This is a genomic window from Brevundimonas lenta (assembly GCF_014196335.1).
Taxonomy (GTDB): Bacteria; Pseudomonadota; Alphaproteobacteria; order Caulobacterales; family Caulobacteraceae; genus Brevundimonas; species Brevundimonas lenta.
Window position 1 is genome coordinate 453,702 of sequence record NZ_JACIDM010000001.1, and the last position, 16,516, is coordinate 470,217.

The 16,516-nt window shown below is 71.4% G+C and carries 15 protein-coding genes; 9 read left to right on the forward strand and 6 right to left on the reverse strand.

Annotation, left to right across the window (positions count from 1 at the left end):
* Positions 1-28: 28 nt before the first annotated feature.
* From GGR12_RS02310 to GGR12_RS02350, 9 genes are all read left to right on the forward strand, one after another.
* Complete coding sequence (locus tag GGR12_RS02310; protein ID WP_183202461.1) at positions 29-889, forward strand: GNAT family N-acetyltransferase; 861 nt, start codon at positions 29-31, stop codon at positions 887-889.
* A complete protein-coding gene (gene tsaE / locus GGR12_RS02315) occupies positions 882-1,358 on the forward strand; it encodes a tRNA (adenosine(37)-N6)-threonylcarbamoyltransferase complex ATPase subunit type 1 TsaE (RefSeq protein WP_246328712.1) in 477 nt (158 codons plus the stop codon). Before GGR12_RS02310 ends, tsaE begins: the two co-directional genes overlap by 8 nt.
* Positions 1,351-2,436 (forward strand): N-acetylmuramate/N-acetylglucosamine kinase AmgK, encoded by a 1,086-nt coding sequence (gene amgK / locus GGR12_RS02320; RefSeq protein WP_183202463.1) that lies wholly within the window; start codon positions 1,351-1,353, stop codon positions 2,434-2,436. The genes tsaE and amgK overlap by 8 nt, the downstream gene beginning before the upstream one ends.
* Positions 2,433-3,149 (forward strand): N-acetylmuramate alpha-1-phosphate uridylyltransferase MurU, encoded by a 717-nt coding sequence (gene murU / locus GGR12_RS02325; RefSeq protein ID WP_183202465.1) that lies wholly within the window; start codon positions 2,433-2,435, stop codon positions 3,147-3,149. The genes amgK and murU overlap by 4 nt, the downstream gene beginning before the upstream one ends.
* Positions 3,149-6,208 carry a double-strand break repair protein AddB gene (addB, locus tag GGR12_RS02330; protein ID WP_183202467.1) on the forward strand — a complete coding sequence of 1,020 codons (3,060 nt, stop codon included), beginning with the start codon at positions 3,149-3,151 and terminating at the stop codon, positions 6,206-6,208. Before murU ends, addB begins: the two co-directional genes overlap by 1 nt.
* Entirely contained in the window at positions 6,205-9,681 is a 3,477-nt protein-coding gene (gene addA, locus GGR12_RS02335; RefSeq protein ID WP_183202469.1) for a double-strand break repair helicase AddA, read from the forward strand. The genes addB and addA overlap by 4 nt, the downstream gene beginning before the upstream one ends.
* 113 nt (positions 9,682-9,794) lie before the next feature.
* Complete coding sequence (trxA, locus tag GGR12_RS02340) at positions 9,795-10,133, forward strand: thioredoxin (protein ID WP_183202471.1); 339 nt, start codon at positions 9,795-9,797, stop codon at positions 10,131-10,133.
* Between the two features lie 70 nt (positions 10,134-10,203).
* Positions 10,204-10,482 carry a hypothetical protein gene (locus tag GGR12_RS02345; protein ID WP_183202474.1) on the forward strand — a complete coding sequence of 93 codons (279 nt, stop codon included), beginning with the start codon at positions 10,204-10,206 and terminating at the stop codon, positions 10,480-10,482.
* An 81-nt stretch (positions 10,483-10,563) separates the two neighbouring features.
* Positions 10,564-10,818: a hypothetical protein gene (locus tag GGR12_RS02350; RefSeq protein WP_183202476.1), complete on the forward strand. Its 255-nt coding sequence runs from the start codon at positions 10,564-10,566 to the stop codon at positions 10,816-10,818.
* Positions 10,819-10,821: 3 nt separating this feature from the next.
* On the opposite strand, the gene GGR12_RS02355 is transcribed toward GGR12_RS02350, so the two are convergent.
* The 6 genes from GGR12_RS02355 to GGR12_RS02380 form a co-directional block, all read right to left on the reverse strand.
* Complete coding sequence (locus tag GGR12_RS02355; protein ID WP_183202478.1) at positions 10,822-12,096, reverse strand: bifunctional folylpolyglutamate synthase/dihydrofolate synthase; 1,275 nt, start codon at positions 12,094-12,096, stop codon at positions 10,822-10,824.
* 141 nt (positions 12,097-12,237) lie between these two features.
* Complete coding sequence (locus GGR12_RS02360) at positions 12,238-13,131, reverse strand: acetyl-CoA carboxylase carboxyltransferase subunit beta (protein WP_183202480.1); 894 nt, start codon at positions 13,129-13,131, stop codon at positions 12,238-12,240.
* A gap of 60 nt (positions 13,132-13,191) precedes the next feature.
* Positions 13,192-14,028: a tryptophan synthase subunit alpha gene (gene trpA / locus GGR12_RS02365; protein WP_183202482.1), complete on the reverse strand. Its 837-nt coding sequence runs from the start codon at positions 14,026-14,028 to the stop codon at positions 13,192-13,194.
* Positions 14,025-14,477: a hypothetical protein gene (locus GGR12_RS02370; protein WP_183202485.1), complete on the reverse strand. Its 453-nt coding sequence runs from the start codon at positions 14,475-14,477 to the stop codon at positions 14,025-14,027. The genes trpA and GGR12_RS02370 overlap by 4 nt, the downstream gene beginning before the upstream one ends.
* 122 nt (positions 14,478-14,599) lie before the next feature.
* Positions 14,600-15,814, reverse strand: a complete 1,215-nt coding sequence (trpB, locus tag GGR12_RS02375) for a tryptophan synthase subunit beta (protein WP_183202487.1) — start codon at positions 15,812-15,814, stop codon at positions 14,600-14,602.
* 30 nt (positions 15,815-15,844) lie between these two features.
* Entirely contained in the window at positions 15,845-16,495 is a 651-nt protein-coding gene (locus tag GGR12_RS02380; protein ID WP_183202489.1) for a phosphoribosylanthranilate isomerase, read from the reverse strand.
* Positions 16,496-16,516: the final 21 nt, after the last annotated feature.

The following is a 16,516-nucleotide window of genomic DNA, read 5'->3' on the forward strand; positions in this document are numbered from 1 at the left end:
GCCCCGCGAGCGGCGACAACCGGTGCGAATGACCGCCGCCGCCCTCCCGTCCGCGACCCGCGAGCCGCACATCTGCGATGTGCTGATCGCCGAGCGCGCGCCCCGTCTCACCGGCTCCGCCTTTTGGCCGGTGGTCCGTCCGTTTCTCTACCGGCTGCTGAACTACCGTCAGGCCGTGCGCATGGCCGACGCGGTCAAGCCGCTCTCGGGCTCCGGAGCGCTGGAGTATATGAGCGACCTGCTGGACCTGAAGGTGTCGGTGATGAACCCCGACCGCATTCCGGAGACCGGCCGCTGCATCATCGTGGCCAACCATCCGACCGGCATCGCCGACGGCATCGCCGTGTTCGACGCTGTCCGGGCCCGGCGCAAGGACGCCGTCTTCTTCGCCAACGCCGATGCGCTCAGGGTCTCTCCGCGCCTGGGCGAGGCGGTGATCCCGGTCGAGTGGGTGGTCACCAAGCGCACCCGCGAAAAGACCCGCGCTACGCTGCAGGCGGCGAAGGAGGCGTTCGAGGCCGAGCGTTGTGTCGTCATGTTCCCCGCCGGTCGCCTGGCGCGGATCGGCAAGGACGGCTCGGTCACCGATCCCGAATGGGCTCCTACGGCGGCGTCTCTCGCCCGCAAACACAATGCGCCGGTGGTGCCGATCCATGTGTCGGGCCCCTATTCGCGCCTGTTCCACTGGTTCGACCGGGTGTCGCAGGAACTGCGCGACGTCACCCTGTTCCACGAGCTGCTCAACAAGCGCCGCAAGGCCTTCCACCTCAAGGTCGGCAAGCCCGTCCCGTCGTCGCGCCTCGATATCGACGCGGGCAAGGCGACCTATGCCCTGAAGGCCTTCACCGAACGGGTTCTGCCCAGCCAGCCGGACGCTGACTTTGCCTGACCACGACGGACTGACGATCCCGCTGGCCGACGCCGAGGCCACCGCACGCCTCGGCGCGGCCATCGCCCCGCTGCTCCAGCCGGGCGAGTCCGTGCTGCTGTACGGCCCGCTGGGCATGGGCAAGTCGACCCTGGCGCGGGGCCTGATCCGCGCCCTGACCCGGCCGGACGAGGACGTGCCGTCGCCGACCTTCACCCTCGTGCAATTCTACGAGAGCGACCCGCCCGTCGCCCATTTCGACCTCTATCGCCTCACCCGCGCCGCCGAGGCGTCCGAGATCGGCCTGGACGAGGCGCTGGACGAGGGCTGCGCCGTCATCGAATGGCCCGAGCGCCTGGGCGACGATCCCGGCCACTGGCTGGGGCCCGACCGGCTGGCGGTGACGATCGAAAGCGACGGCGACGGCCGCGTTGCGACCGTTTCTGGCGTAGGCGGCTGGGAGAAGAAGTTGAAGGACCTGCATGTCTGATCGCGAAGCCCTCCGTATCGAGTTCCTGAAAGCCGCCGGCCTGGCTGACGCGGCGCGCGATCCGCTGCCCGGCGACGCCTCCACCCGCCGCTATGAACGCCTGACCACCACCGACGGCCGTCGCTTCATGCTGATGGACCAGGCCGCCTCCGCCGAAAGCCCGCCCGCCGATCCGGCCTGGACGCCCGAGCGGCGCAAGGCCGAAGGCTGGAACGCCACGGCCCGCCTGTCGGCCGGACGGATCGAGGCCTTCGCCGCCGTAGCCGCCCATCTGAAGTCGCTGGGCCTGTCGGCGCCGGAGATCGTGGCCGTCGACGCCGTCGCCGGCCTGGCCGTGCTGGAGGATTTCGGCGACGACCTGTTCGCCCGGGTGATCGAGGACGGCGTGGCCGAGGAGCCTCTGTATCTCGCCGCCGTCGAGGCGCTGGCGACCCTTCATTCCGTTCCGGCCCCCGAGGTGCTGACCGGAGCCGCCGGCGACTGGCCGCTGCTGGCCTATGATGAGACCGCTCTGCAGGGCGGGGCCGACCTGTTCGTGGAATGGATGCCGAAGTTCGACCCGGCCCTGTCGTTCGACGAGGCCGCGGTGGTGGCCTGGATCGCGGCCTGGGCCCCGGTGGTCGCGCGCGGCGCGGCCGGGGCCACGGTCATGGCCCACCGCGATTATCACGCCGAAAACCTGATCCGCCTCGGCGGCGAGGGCGCGACCATGGTCGGCATGATCGACTTCCAGGACGCGGTCCGCGCCCACCCCTCGTGGGACCTGCACTCTCTGCTGCAGGACGCCCGGCGCGATGTGCCGCCCGAACTCGAGGCGAAGGCGCTGGACCACTATTTCAGCCTGCGCCCGCACGTCGACCGGGCCGAGTTCATGCAGGACTACGCCGGCCTGGCGGCGCTGAATGAGGCGCGCATCCTCGGTATCTTCGCCCGCCTGATCGTCCGTGACGGCAAGCCGCGCTACCGCAACTTCATGCCGCGCATGTGGGCGCATCTGAACGCCAACCTGCAGAAGCCGGGGCTGGAGACGGTCCGCGCCTGGTTCGAAACCCACGTGCCGGAGGGCAGCCGCAAATGACCGCGCCGAAGACAGCGATGGTGCTCGCCGCCGGCCTCGGCACCCGCATGCGGCCCCTCACCAACGACCGTCCGAAGGCCCTGGTGGAGGTCGGTGGACGGGCCCTGATCGACCATGTGCTCGACCGGCTGGCCGATGCGGGTGTCGAAAAGGCCGTCGTCAACGTCCACTGGTTCGCCGATCGGCTCCAGAATCACCTCGCCGAACGGGCTCCGCGTGGCCCCGAAATCGTCATCTCCGATGAGCGGGAAACCCTGCTGGAGACGGGCGGAGGGCTAAAGAAGGCCAGGCCGCTGCTGGGTTCTGACCCGGTGTGGGTGGCGAACATCGACAGTGTCTGGATCGACCGGGGGGACGCCCTGAATCAACTCGCGCAGCTGTGGAATCCGTCAATCATGGATGTCGCGCTTCTTCTCGCGAGACGCGAAGGATCCATCGGTTTCGAGGGCGCCGGCGACTTCTTTATGGACGACGATGGACGCCTGACATTCCGCGGCGACGCCCCCTCGGCGCCGGTCGCCTACATGGGCGTGCACATCGTGAAGCCCGACTACGTCGCCGACGGCCCGGACGGACCCTTCTCGCTCGCCGACCTGTGGCGCAACTCGGCCAGGGCCGGCCGCCTGTATGGCGTCGTCCTCGACGGCGACTGGATGCACGTCGGCGATCCGCAGTCGCGCGACGAGTCCGAAGCCCGGCTGGCCGGAGCCTGATGGCTGGTTCCTTCGATCCCTTCGCCGTCCCGGGACCGCGCTGGTACGCCATCGAGGCGCACCGGCCGTTCCTTGAGGACCTGGCCGTCGGGGTCCTCGACTGGCTGGGCGACAACCCGCCCGAGGCGTTGTCGGACGCCGTCATCCTGTTGCCGAACCGTCGCGCCGCGCGGGCCTTCACCGACGCCCTGTCGAAACAGGCGGGCGGGCGCAGCCTGCTCCTGCCCCAGGTCCGCCCGCTGGGCGACCTGGAAGAGGATGAGCCGCCGTTCTCGCCCGGCGACATCGGGCTCGACCTGCTGCCCGCCATCAGCCCGATGGCGCGCCGCTTCGAGATGGCGCGGATGATCGCCGTCCACGACGCCGTCGCGGCGAACGCGCCCCTCCACGCACTGGAGATGGCGGATGCGCTGGGCGCCTTCCTCGACTCCTGCCAGATCGAGGAAGTCACGGACCCGGGACAGGTCGCAAGCCTCGTCCACGCCGACATGGCGGGTCACTGGCAGCAGTCGGCGGACTTCCTCGCCATCGCCGTCGAGGCCTGGCCCGCGCGCCTCGCCGAACTGGGCCTGATGGACCCGGCCGCGCGCCGGACCGCCCTGCTGCGCCGTCTGGCCGAAAGCTGGGACGAGAACCCGCCGCACCAGCCGCTGATCGTCGCCGGCTCGACCGGCACCGTGCCGGCCGCCGCCGCCGTCATGGGCGCCGCGGCCCGCGCGCCGAACGGCTGCGTTGTCCTGCCCGGTCTCGATATCGCCCCGGAAAGCCGCGCCTGGGACGAGATCGACGAACAGCATCCCCAGGGCGCGCTGAAGCGGCTGCTGGACCGGCACGGGATCGCGCGCGAGGCCGTGCGCGCCTGGCGGCCCGTAGGCACGCCGCGCGACGCCGCCCGCCGCCGCCTGATCGGCGAGGCCCTAACCCCGCCCAAGGCCACCGCCGACTGGCGCCGCATCATCGACGGCATGGAGGAAGAGCCGGGCGATCCGGTCGCTGAGGGCCTCGACGGCCTGACCCTCGTCACGGCCCGCGCCGAGGAGGAGGCCGCCGCCATCGCCGCCGTGCTGATGCGGGAGGCGCTGGAGACCCCGGACAAGACGACCGCCCTGGTCACGCCCGACCCCCTGTTCGCGCGTCGTGTGCAGGCCCGCCTGTCGCGCTGGGGCCTGGAGGCTGACTCCTCGGCCGGCGCGCCGCTGGCCGAGACCCCGGTCGGAACCCTGATCGCGCTGCTGCTGTCGCTGGCGTCCGAGCCCTTTAGCGCCGCGACCGTGCTGGCAGTGCTCAAGCATCCGCTGGTTCATCTGGGCCTCGACGCCCGCGAGCTGTCCGACCGCGCCCGCGAACTGGAGCGCTACGGTCTGCGCGGCCCGCGCCCGGGCGGTTGGGCGGCCGTGGAGGCCCATCTGGCCAAGGAGCGGCTCCCGCGCTTCGAGCGTCCGGTGGCGGACTTCGTGCTTGGCCGGATCGACCGGGGCGAGACCCTGCTGGCGCCCCTGCAGGCCGCGCTGGATCCGTGGCTGACCCTGTTCGATGACGGCCCCGTCGCCATCGACGCCGCCGCCCGTGCCCTGACCGCGACGCTGGAGCGGCTGGCGCGCGACGAGGCGGGCGCCACCGATGGCGTCTGGCGCGGTGCGGAAGGGGAGGCGGCATCCCGCCTGCTGTCCGGCCTGATCACCGACGGCGCGGCCTTCCAGCCGCTGTCGGGGCACGATTTCGCACGCATGACCTCCGGCCTGCTGACCGCCGAGGTGGTCCGCACCGGCGGCGCGACCCATCCCCGCCTGCGCATCCTCGGCGCCATCGAGGCGCGGCTGGCTCGGGCCGACCGCATGATTCTCGCCGGCATCGAGGAGGGCGTCTGGCCGCGCGGCGCGCCGGTCGATCCCTTCCTGTCCCGTCCGATGCGCAAGGCCATGGGCCTGCCGCCGCCCGAGCGCCGCATCGGCCTGTCGGCCCACGACTTCGCCCAGTCCGCCTGCGCGCCCGAGGTCATCCTGCTGCACACCGAGCGGCGCGGCGGCCAGCCGTCGGTCAAGTCGCGCTGGCTGTGGCGGCTGGAGACCCTCGTCGGCGGCGCCGGCCTCAGCCTGCCGGGCCGCCCGGAAGTCCTCGCCATGGCCCGGGCCCTGGACGCCGCCGACGCAACCCCGCCCGAAAGCCTGCAGCCTGCCCAGCGTCCGGCTCCGACGCCGCCGGTGCATCTGCGTCCACGCCGGCTGTCGGTCACCCGCGTCGAGGAGTGGGTGCGCGATCCCTACGCCACTTACGCCCGCTTCATCCTGCGGCTCGACGCCCAGGCCCGGCCGGATGAACAGGTCGACGCCCGTCTTCGCGGCACGGCCATCCACGCCGCGCTGGAAGCCTTCGCCAAACAGTGGCCCGAGCTGAACCCGACGACCGCCTCGACCGTCTTCGCGGAGTTGTATCTGAAGGAACTGCGTGACGGGGGCATGCCCGAGACGGCCCTGGCCCGCGAGGCGGTGCTGGCGCGCAACGCCGGCGACTGGGTGGTCGGTTTCGAGGCCGCCCACCGCGCCGGCGGGACTCGCGTGCTGATCGAGCAGCGCGGCGTCATGGAGATCGACGCCCCGCGCGAGCCCTTCCGCCTCAGCGCCCGCGCCGACCGGCTGGAGGCCCGCGACGGCCGTCTCAGCGTCATCGATTTCAAGACCGGCGGCGCGCCGACGTGGAGACAGGTCCGCACCGGCTTCTCGCCCCAGCTATCGCTGACTGCCGCGATCGCACAAGCGGGAGGCTTCCCCGGCCTGGACGCACCAGAGCCGGAGAGATTGCTTTATGTCACGGTAACGGGACGAAGGCCTCCTGCAAAGGAAGTGGACCTCAGCGGTGACAAGCAACAGACGGTCGCGATGACGGTCGAGGAGGCGCTGGACGGCCTGAAGCGGCTGATCGGCGACTATGAACGGCCCACCCAGGCCTATCTGTCCCGCGCCGCCCCGCAGTTCGCCCAGCGCGCCTTCTCCGACTACGACCACCTGGCGCGGGTGCGCGAATGGTCGGTCGTCGACGACGACGCGGGAGGCGAGGAATGAACCCGCAGTCGATCGCCGCCGATCCCGCCATCAACGCCTTCGTCATGGCCAACGCCGGCTCGGGCAAGACCACCACCCTGGTCGATCGGGTGGCGCGGCTGCTGCTGGCCGGCTCGCGCCCGGACGCCATCCTGTGCCTGACCTTCACCAAGGCCGCCGCCGCCGAGATGCAACGCCGCCTGTACCAGCGCCTCGGCGCCTGGGCGGTGGCGGGCGACGCCGCCCTGCAGGCCGATCTGGGCAAGCTGGAGGGCCGGCCGGCCGCAACCTACGGCGCCGACGACCTGTCCCGCGCCCGCGCCCTGTTCGCCCGTGCGCTGGAGACCCCCGGCGGGCTGAAGATCCAGACCATCCACGCCTTCTGCGAACAGCTGCTGCGCCGTTTCCCGGTCGAGGCCGGCGTGTCGCCGTCCTTCCGCGTCATCGACGACGTCGAGGCCGGCGCCATCGCCGCCGTGGCCCGCCAGGCCCTTGCCCGGCTGTCGCTGGACGGCGCGTATCCGGGCCTGTCCGACGCCTATGCGGCGATGAGCGAGAGCCTGCACCACGACGCCTTCGAGGCCATGTTCGGCGTGTTCGAGGCCCGGCGCGCGGCGCTGGCCGATTATGTCGAGCGGTCCCACGGCCTGGAGGGCCTGCCCGACGCGGTGGCCCGGTCCGTCGGCTTGTCCGGCGCCGCCGATCTGGATGCGGAGGTCTTCGAGGCTGCGGCCGCCGACCCTGCCCGCATCGACACGGAAAGCTGGATGTGGGTGGCCAACGTCCTCGGCCGCGCCAAGGCGGCCGGCGACAAGTCCCGCGCCGGAGACATTCACGCCTTCGTCGAGGCGACCCGCAGCGGCGGGGCCGGTTTCGACGCCCTCGCGGCCCTGGTGCTGACGAAGGACGGATCGCCCGCGACCTGGGTCACCCGCAGCGCCGCGGTGAAGGCCGAACCCGGTCTCGGCGACTGGCTGCTGCGCGAACAGGCTCGCATCGTCGCCGCCGCCGACCAGGCTCGCGCCGCGCGTGTGGCGACCGAAACCCTGCACGCCCTGACCCTGGCCGGCGTCTATGCCCAGGCCTATGAGGCGGCCAAGACGGCCAGCGGCTCGCTCGATTTCGCCGATCTGATCGTGCGCGCCCGCAACCTGCTGACCGACGGGCCGGGCGCGGCCTGGGTACTCTACAAGCTGGACGGCGGCGTCGACCACCTGCTGATCGACGAGGCCCAGGACACCTCGCCGGAGCAGTGGGACATCGCCCGCGCCCTGACCGAGGAGTTCTTCGCCGGCTCCGGCGCCCGCGCCGACGGCCGCGAGCGCACCGTCTTCGTCGTCGGCGACGAGAAGCAGTCGATCTTCTCCTTCCAGGGCGCCGCGCCCGAGCGGCTGCTGGCCGAGAGCCAGACCTACCGCCGCCTCGCCGAGGGGGCCGGGCGGCGGTTCGAGACGGTCGAACTGCTGCAGTCGTGGCGCTCGACGGCCGAGGTGCTGGAGCTGGTCGACGGCGTGTTCGCCTCGGCAGAGAACGCGCAGGCGCTCAGCCCAGGCCGCGGTCTCATCGGCGACCGCGCCGACGTCATCATCCGCCACGCCGCCGGCCGCGACGACGGTCCGGGCACGATCGACATCTGGCCGGTCGAGCGCGACGACGACTCCGACGAACGCCGGGCCTGGGACGAGCCGCTGGACGTCGCCCAGCGGCGCGGCGCCCGCCGTCGCGTGGCCGAGCGGATCGTCACCGAGGTGCGCGCCATCGTCGAGGGCGGCGAGGGCGTCCACGACAAGGCCTCGCCCGACCGCAAGGGATGGCGGCCCGCCGACTGGGGCGATGTGCTGATCCTGGTCAAGAAGCGCGGCGCCATGTTCGAGGAGGTGCTGCGTGCCCTCAAACGCTCCGGCGTGCCCGTGGCCGGCGCCGACCGCCTGAAGCTGGCCGAGCATCCCGTGTTCGAGGACCTGCTGGCGCTCGGTCGCGCCGCCATGTTCCCGGAGGACGACCTGACCCTGGCCGGCGTCCTGCGCAGTCCGCTGTGCGACGTCGACGAGCAGGGCCTGTTCGATCTCGCCCAGAGCCGCTCCGGCAGTCTGTGGCAGGCGTTGAAGACCCGCGCCGACGAGCGCCCGGAATGGACCGAGGCCCGCATCCTCGTGCGCTGGATGCGCAAGGAAGCGGCGGCCCGCACCCCCTTCGACCTGTTCGCCCGGCTGCTGAACCGGCGCGCCGCGCGCGGCCTGACGGTGCGCCAGCGCTTTATGACCCGGCTCGGCGGCGAGGCGGCCGACGCGCTCGACGCCTTCCTCGATCAGGCGCGCGCCGCAGAGGGGCGGGGCGTCACCGATCTGGAGCGGTTCTGCGCCGTCCTGGCCGCCATCGACCAGACCGTGAAGCGCGAGATGGACGAGCCGCGCGGCGAGGTGCGGGTCATGACCGCCCACTCGTCCAAGGGGCTGGAGGCGCCGATCGTCATCCTGCCCGACACCATCTTCTCCGAGCCGAAGGGCGACGCGCTGCTGGAGACCGAGGATGGCGGCTTCCTGTGGTGCGGCTCGTCGAAGCGGGATTGCGAGGCCTCGGCCGCCGCGCGCGAGCTGCGCAAGCGGCGCAACGAAGAGGAATCCCTGCGCCTGCTCTATGTCGGCCTGACCCGCGCCCGCGACCGGCTGATCGTCGGCGGGCGGGTCAACGCCAGGGCGAAGATGGAGAGCGTCAGGGCCTGGTGGAGTCCGATCGATACGGCCCTGGCCGCGCTGAAGGGCGTGCGTGAGGTCGCGACCGCGTCGGGTCCGGCGCGACGCTTCGGCGGCGAGCCGCGCCGGCTGGAGCGCGCTGCGGCGACCGTCTCCCCGCCCGCCGCCCCGCCCGCCTGGCTGACGTCGGAGCCGGCGCGCGAACTGGCCGAGGGCGCCCTGTCGCCGTCGCGCATGGACGGGGCCGCGCGCGCGGCCGCGCCCTCGCCGCTGGCGACCGGCGGGACGCCCGGCGCAGTGCTGGGCCGGTTCCGTCGCGGCGACCTGATCCACCGGCTGCTGGAGCGGTTGCCCGACATCGCCCCGGCCGACCGGCCGGATGCGGCGCGGCGTCTTCTGGCGCGCGAGCGAGATCTGGACGAGGTCCAGCGCGAGGAGATGATCGCCGCCGCCTTCGCCGTGCTGGAGGACGCCCGCTTCGCGCCGGTGTTCGGTCCCGGCTCACGGCCCGAGGTGGCCATCACCGGCGTGTTCGGCGGCGTCCCGGTGTCGGGACGGATGGACCGGCTCGTAGTCACGCCCGACCGGGTGCTGGTCGCCGACTACAAGACCAACCGTCCCGCCCCTGATCGCGCCGAGGACGCCGACCCGGCCTATATCCGACAGATGGCGGTCTACGTCTCGGTGTTGGGACAGTTGTATCCGGACCGGCCGGTCGAGGCTGCCCTGGTCTGGACTGACGGGCCGCGCCTGACGCCGGTGTCACAGGCCCTGATGGACGCCGCCATCGCTGCGCGTTGATTTGCGCGACGGTTCATCCCACATCCGCTTCAACACGCCGGAATCACCTCAGGATGCCGGCTCCTGGTCAAGCGCGCGGACGGCTCCGGCCGCCGTCGTAACGGAGAACATACATGGCCACCGTCAAGGTCACCGACGACAGCTTCGAATCCGACGTCCTGAAGGCGTCCCAGCCTGTGCTGGTCGATTTCTGGGCCGAATGGTGCGGCCCCTGCAAACAGATCGGCCCGGCGCTGGAGCAGATCGCCGAAGAGCTGGCCGGCCAGGTGACGATCGCCAAGGTCAACATTGACGACAGCCCCATGGTCCCCTCGCGCCTCGGCGTGAAGGGCATTCCGACCCTGATGCTGTTCAAGGATGGCCAGATGGCGTCGATGAAGGTCGGCGCCATGCCCAAGGGCAAGATCGTCGAGTGGCTGGCCGAGGCAGGCATCAGCCAGAACGTCGCCTGAGACAACCGTGATTTGCGTGACAGGGCGATCGGTGTTCTTCTGAGCCTTCACCAAGGCCCAGGAGGCTCCGATGCTGACCATCGCCCTGTTCGCCGCCGCCCTCTCGTTTGACGGCGGTCAGGCGGTTTCCGTCATCACCACGGCGCCCGCGCCGGATGCACGCCGCGACGCCGCGGCCGAAGGCGCCGTGCCGACGCGCCGCGTTTGCCGCCTCCAGCGCGCCACCGGCTCCAACATGCAGCAGCGCGTCTGCCGCGACGTGCCGGCGGCCGGGACCGAGTTCCAGGATCAGCAGACCCGGGACTTCATGCGCTCCAACCAGCGCGTACGCACCCCCGACGTCGGCTGAACGGGCTCCGCTTGCCATTTTCGGTGATCAACGGTTAGGCTGCGGGCCTCCCGCTTATTCTCTCGTTTGGTCAGACCCGAAATGCTGTTGATTTCGCTTGCCGCGCTCGCCATGGGCTCGGCCCCCGTACAAGCTGCGCCGCAACAGGCGCCGGTCGAGGCCGCTCCGGCCGCTCCGGCGACCGAAACCCGTCAGGTTTGCCGCTTCGAAACCGTGGTCGGCTCGAACCGCCGCACCCGCGTCTGCCGCAACGTGCCGCGTCAGGGCGTGCAGGACCAGGCGACCCGCGACTTCATGCGCGACAGCCAGCGCGTCCGGACCCCGGACGTCGGCTGACGATCAGTCCGGCCAGGTCTCGCGGCTCGCGCCCAGGACCTCGCCGGCCAGATACAGCGACCCGCAAATGACGACACGCCCCGCGCCCAGCCGCAGGGCGTGCGTCAGTGCGTTTGCGACCCCGGTGGAGGCCTGCGCCCCCAGCCCGTGACCGCGCGCCACCGCCGCCAGGGCTTCCGGCTCGGCCGCCGCGCCCTCGAAGCCGACGGTGAAGACCGCGGCGTCGGAGTCCTTCAACGCCTCGAAGAAGCCGCCGGCGTCCTTGTTGGCCAGCATGCCGACGATCAGGGCGGTCGGCCGCGGGGCCTTCGCCTGTCGCTCCGCCAGGGTCTGCGCCAGCGCCCGCGCGGCGTGCGGATTATGACCCCCGTCCAGCCATAGCTCGGCATCCGCCGCCTTCGCCGTTTCGGCGTACGGCCCTGCGGTCAGGCGCTGCATGCGAGCCGGCCAGCGCGCGGCCCTGATCCCGGTCGCGATGGCGCTTTCCGACAGGTCCAGCTCAAGCGCCGCGGCGACCGCCAGCCCGGCGTTGGCGATCTGGTGCGGCCCCGACAGGGCGGGGGCGGGGAGGTCGAGGAAGCGTTCCTGATCCTGGAAGGCCAGGCCGCCGCGCTCGGCCCAGGCGTCGAAATCCACGCCCATGACCGTCAGCGGCGCCCCCACGGCGAGGGCGGCGACGTCGATCGCATCCATGGCCTCGACGGACTGGCGCGCGATCAGGCCGCGCGCGCCGGGCTTGAGAATACCTGCTTTCTCGACGGCGACCCCGCGCAGGGACGTGCCGAGGAACTCCGCGTGGTCCAGGTCGACCGGCGTGATGACGCTCAGCAGCGGCCGCTCGATGACGTTGGTCGCGTCCAGCACGCCGCCCAGGCCGACCTCGATGATGGCCAGGTCGGCGGGCGTCTCGCTCATCGCGAGGAAGGCGGCGGCCGTGGTGCTCTCGAACACCGTGGCCTCGGTCCCGACCGTCTCGATCCGGTCGAGGATGGCGTTCAGCTGGTCGTCCGTGATCAGTTCGCCCGCCAGCCGGATGCGCTCGTTGAAGCGGACCAGGTGCGGCGAGGTGTAGGCGTGGACGCGCAGACCCGCCGCCTCGGCGATGGCGCGCAGGAAGGCGACGGTCGAGCCCTTGCCGTTGGTGCCGGCGACATGGATCACCGGCGGCAGGCGGTGTTGCGGATCGCCCAGGGCGGCGCACAGCACGCGCATGCGGTCCAGCGACAGGTCGATGCGCTGCGGATGCCGCGCCCGCAGACGTTCCTGGATCGGATCCAAAACAAAACTCCGCTCATCCCGGCGAATGCCGGGACCCAGATGCGAGGACTCCCTGGAGCGCATTGCCCACGGGTGTTCAAGCAGTCGAATGCGAGTTCTTCAATCTGGGTCCCGGCATTCGCCGGGATGAGCGGTTGAAGATCAGGCGGCCCGGCGCTTCCCACCCATCAACATTGACAGGACCTGGCCGAGGACGCGCGGCAGGTCGGGACGGCTGACGACCTTGTCGACCATGCCCTTCTCCTGCAGGTACTCGGCGCGCTGGAAGCCCGGCGGCAGTTTTTCGCGGATCGTCGCCTCGATGACGCGGGGGCCGGCGAAGCCGATCAGGGCGCCCGGTTCGGCCAGGTGGACGTCGCCCAGCATGGCGTAGCTGGCGGTGACGCCGCCGGTGGTCGGGTCGGTCAGGACCACGACGAAGGGCAACTGGGTGGCTTTCAGTTCCTGGATAGCCAGCGTCGTGCGGGCCATCTGCATCAGGCTCAGCGCGCCTTCCTGCATGCGGGCGCCGCCGGCGGCGGTGTAGCAGACCAGCGGGACCTTGCGCGCGATGGCGGCGTGGGCGGCGGCGATGAAGGCCTCGCCCGCGGCCATGCCCAGCGAGCCGCCCATGAAGGTGAAGTCCTGGACGATGACCACGGCCTCGACGCCGCCGATCTCGCCGAAGCCGATGGCCATGGTGTCCTTGCGGCCGGCGGCCTTGCGGGCGGCGTTCAGGCGATCCTTGTACGGCTTGCCGTCAGAGAACTTCAGCGGGTCCTCGGGGACCTCGGGCGTGTCGATGGGTTCGAACGCGCCGCCGTCGAAGGTGACGCGCAGGCGCGTCGGCGCGTCGATGCGCATGTGCCGGCCGGTCGGGGTGACCCACAGGGCCGCCTCTAGGTCCGAGCGGTACAGCATCTCGCCCGTATCGGGGTCCTTGACCCACAGATTGTCCGGGGTGTCGCGCCGGCTGACGATCTTGCGCACGCCGGGGGCGAAGCGGGACAGCCAGCCGCCGCGCTTCTCAGCCTGAGGTTTGTTCTTGTCGACCATGGGCGGTCCTTAGAACATTTTCGGACGCGATGCGAAGCTTCGCAAGTGTGGAAGTTTACGTCAGGACAGGGCCGCTGCGCCGACGCGCGCGCCGCGGACGGCGTCGGCCAGGCTGCGGACCTTCGCCAGAACGCGGGCGGGGGCCGGTTCGTTCGCCTCAAGGGCGGCGGCGACCTCGTCGACCAGCACGGAGCCCGCGACCACCGCATCGGCGACGCGGGCGATCTCTGCGGCGCGTTCGGGCGTCTTGACCCCGAAACCGACCGCGACTGGCAGGCCCGACGCGTTGCGCACGCGCTCGACCGCAGGCGCGACCGATCCGGCCTGGGCTTCCTTCACGCCGGTCACCCCGGCCACGGACACGTAGTAGACGAAGCCCGAGGTGCGTTCGGCGATGATCTGCAGCCGGTCGTCGTCCGAGGTCGGCGTGGCCAGACGGATCAGCGACACCTGCGCGGCGTCCAGCGCGTCCGTCAGCGGCCCGGCCTCTTCCGGCGGGCAGTCGACCACGATCACTCCGTCCACGCCGCTGGCGGCCGCCTCGCGGGCGAAGGCCTCATGGCCGTAGCTCTCGATGGGGTTGAGATAGCCCATCAGGATCACCGGCGTGTCGGCGTCGCCCTCGCGGAAGGCGGCGGCCAGCGCCAGCGTGCCCTTCAGCGTCAGCCCCGCCTTCAGCCCGCGCAGCGCCGCGCGCTGGATCGGCGGGCCCTCGGCCATCGGGTCCGAGAACGGGAAGCCCAGTTCGATGATGTCCGCCCCCGCCGCCGGCAGGCCGCGCAGGATCTCCAGCGCCTGGTCGCGCGTAGGGTCGCCGGCCATGACGTAAGCGACGAAGCCGGCCCGTCCCTCCGCCTTCAGGGCGGCGAAACGGGCGTCGATGCGGGTGGTGGTCATTGCTGGGGCGCGGGCGCCGCCGGCTGGGCTTCCGGGGCGGCGCAGACGTCGCCGCGAATGGCGCCGAAGCCGAGATAGCCGAGGGCGGCCGGATCGTCGGTCGGCTTGGTGGTGTCGTAGAAGGCCATCATCTGCAGGCCGTCGCAGCCGCCCGCGTCACGGCGGCGCACGAAGATGACGATGTTGTCGTCGCCGTCGGCCGGGATCCAGCCCTTGCCCTGCAGGTCGGCCACATAAGCGTCGGCCAGGGCCCCGATCGAGGTCAGCGGGGCGCTGACGCAGAAGGCGCGTCCAGCCATGCCGTACAGACCGCCGCAATCCGGCGCCGCCGTCGCGCCCGGCAGGATCAGGGCGTCGGCCGAGACCGTGTCGGTCGTCGAGGCCTGGGTCTGGGCCATGGCCGGGGCCGCGAAAAGAACCGCCGCGGCGGCCAGAAGGAGGGTCTTCATAGGACTTGGGAGCTCCAGGCTCGATGATGATGTGCGCCGCCCGGGAAACGCCTGGCCGCCGCGTCGACCGCATTCAGCACAAGCAAGTGGCCGGGATAAAGGCGCCTTTGCGGAAACCGCCTCTAGAGCTCGACGCCCAGATGCGTCGCCACGGCGAAGATGTCCTTGTCGCCGCGCCCGCACATGTTCAGCACCACGTCGCCACCCTTGCCGACCTCGCGGGCGATCTCGCCCACGCGGGCCAGTGCATGGCTGGGCTCCAGCGCCGGGATGATGCCCTCCAGCTTCGAGCACAGCTGGAACGCCTCCAGCGCCTCGACGTCGGTGGCGGCGCGGTATTCGGCGCGGCCGATGTCCTTCAGCCAGGCGTGCTCCGGCCCGATGCCGGGATAGTCCAGCCCGGCCGAGATCGAATGCCCCTCGAGGATCTGCCCGTCCTCGTCCTGCAGCAGATAGGTCCGGTTGCCGTGCAGCACCCCCGGCCGTCCGCCCTGGATCGAGGCCGCATGATCCGGCCCGTCCAGCCCGCGGCCCGCGGCCTCGACGCCGATCAGGCGCACGCCCGCGTCCTCGATGAAGGGATGGAACAGGCCGATGGCGTTCGACCCGCCGCCGATCGCCGCCACGCAGGCGTCCGGCAGCTTCTCCCGCCGCGCCAGCATCGAGGCCCGCACCTCGCGCCCGATCACGCTCTGGAAGTCGCGCACCATGGCCGGATAGGGGTGCGGCCCGGCCGCCGTGCCGATCAGATAGTAGGTGTCCGCGACATTGGTCACCCAGTCGCGCATCGCCTCGTTCATAGCGTCCTTGAGCGTGCCGCGGCCCGAGGTGACGGGGATCACCTCCGCGCCCAACAGCTTCATGCGGAACACGTTGGGCGACTGCCGCTCCACATCCGCGGCGCCCATGTAGACGACGCAGGGCAGGCCGAAGCGCGCGCACACCGTCGCCGTCGCCACGCCGTGCTGGCCGGCGCCGGTCTCAGCGATGATCCGCGTCTTGCCCATGCGCATGGCCAGCAGGATCTGGCCCATGCAGTTGTTCACCTTGTGGGCGCCGGTGTGGTTCAGCTCGTCGCGCTTGAACCAGATGTCCGCCCCGCCGTGGTGCTCGGTTAGCCGCTCGGCGAAATACATCGGGCTGGGCCGGCCGACATAGTCGGTCAGGAAGCCGTCCAGCTCGGCCTGGAACGACGGATCCGCCTTCGCCGCCTCATAGGCCGCATTCAGCTCGTGGATCAGCGGCATCAACGTTTCGGCGACGAACCGTCCGCCGTAGGGGCCGAAGCGACCCTCTTCGTCGGGGTAGGCGTAGGTGTTCGGAAGGATGGCGGTCACGGGCAATCTCGCGCGGGGGAAGCGGCGGAATCAGGTTGACCGGACGCTCTCCAGAAACGCCGCGATCAGGGCCGGGTCCTTAACACCCGGCGCGCTTTCCACGCCAGAGGACACGTCGACCAGCGGCGCGCCCGTCACCCGCACCGCCTCGCCGACATTGGCCGGGTCCAGCCCCCCGGCGAGGAACCAAAGCTTCGCGAACGACCGCCCCGCCAGCAGCGTCCAGTCGAACGAGGCGCCGACCCCGCCGGGCAGGGCCGAGCCCTCGGGCGGTTTCGCGTCGAACATCAGATGATCGACCACGGGCTCCCACACGCCCGCCGCATCGATATCGGCGGCCGTGCACACCGACAGCGCGCGGATCACGCCCGCGCCGGTCAGGGTCCTCACCTGCGCCGCCCGCTCCGGCGTCTCCGACCCGTGCAGCTGGATCAGGTCCGGCTTCAGGATCAGGGCGATTTCGGTCAGCAGGGCGTCGTCGGCGTCGACCGTCACCGCGACGATCTTCGCCTTGCCAGGTCCTTGGCCCCGTACCCGCTCGAACAGGGTCGCCGCGTGCAGCGGTTCGATGTGGCGCGGGCTCTTCGGGAACACCACCGCGCCGACGAAGGCCGCGCCGCCGGCGAGCGCCGCGTCGAGCGTTTCGGGCGTGGTCAGTCCGCAGATCTTCGCCAGGGCCATGGCCGCAGGTGCCCCCGCCGC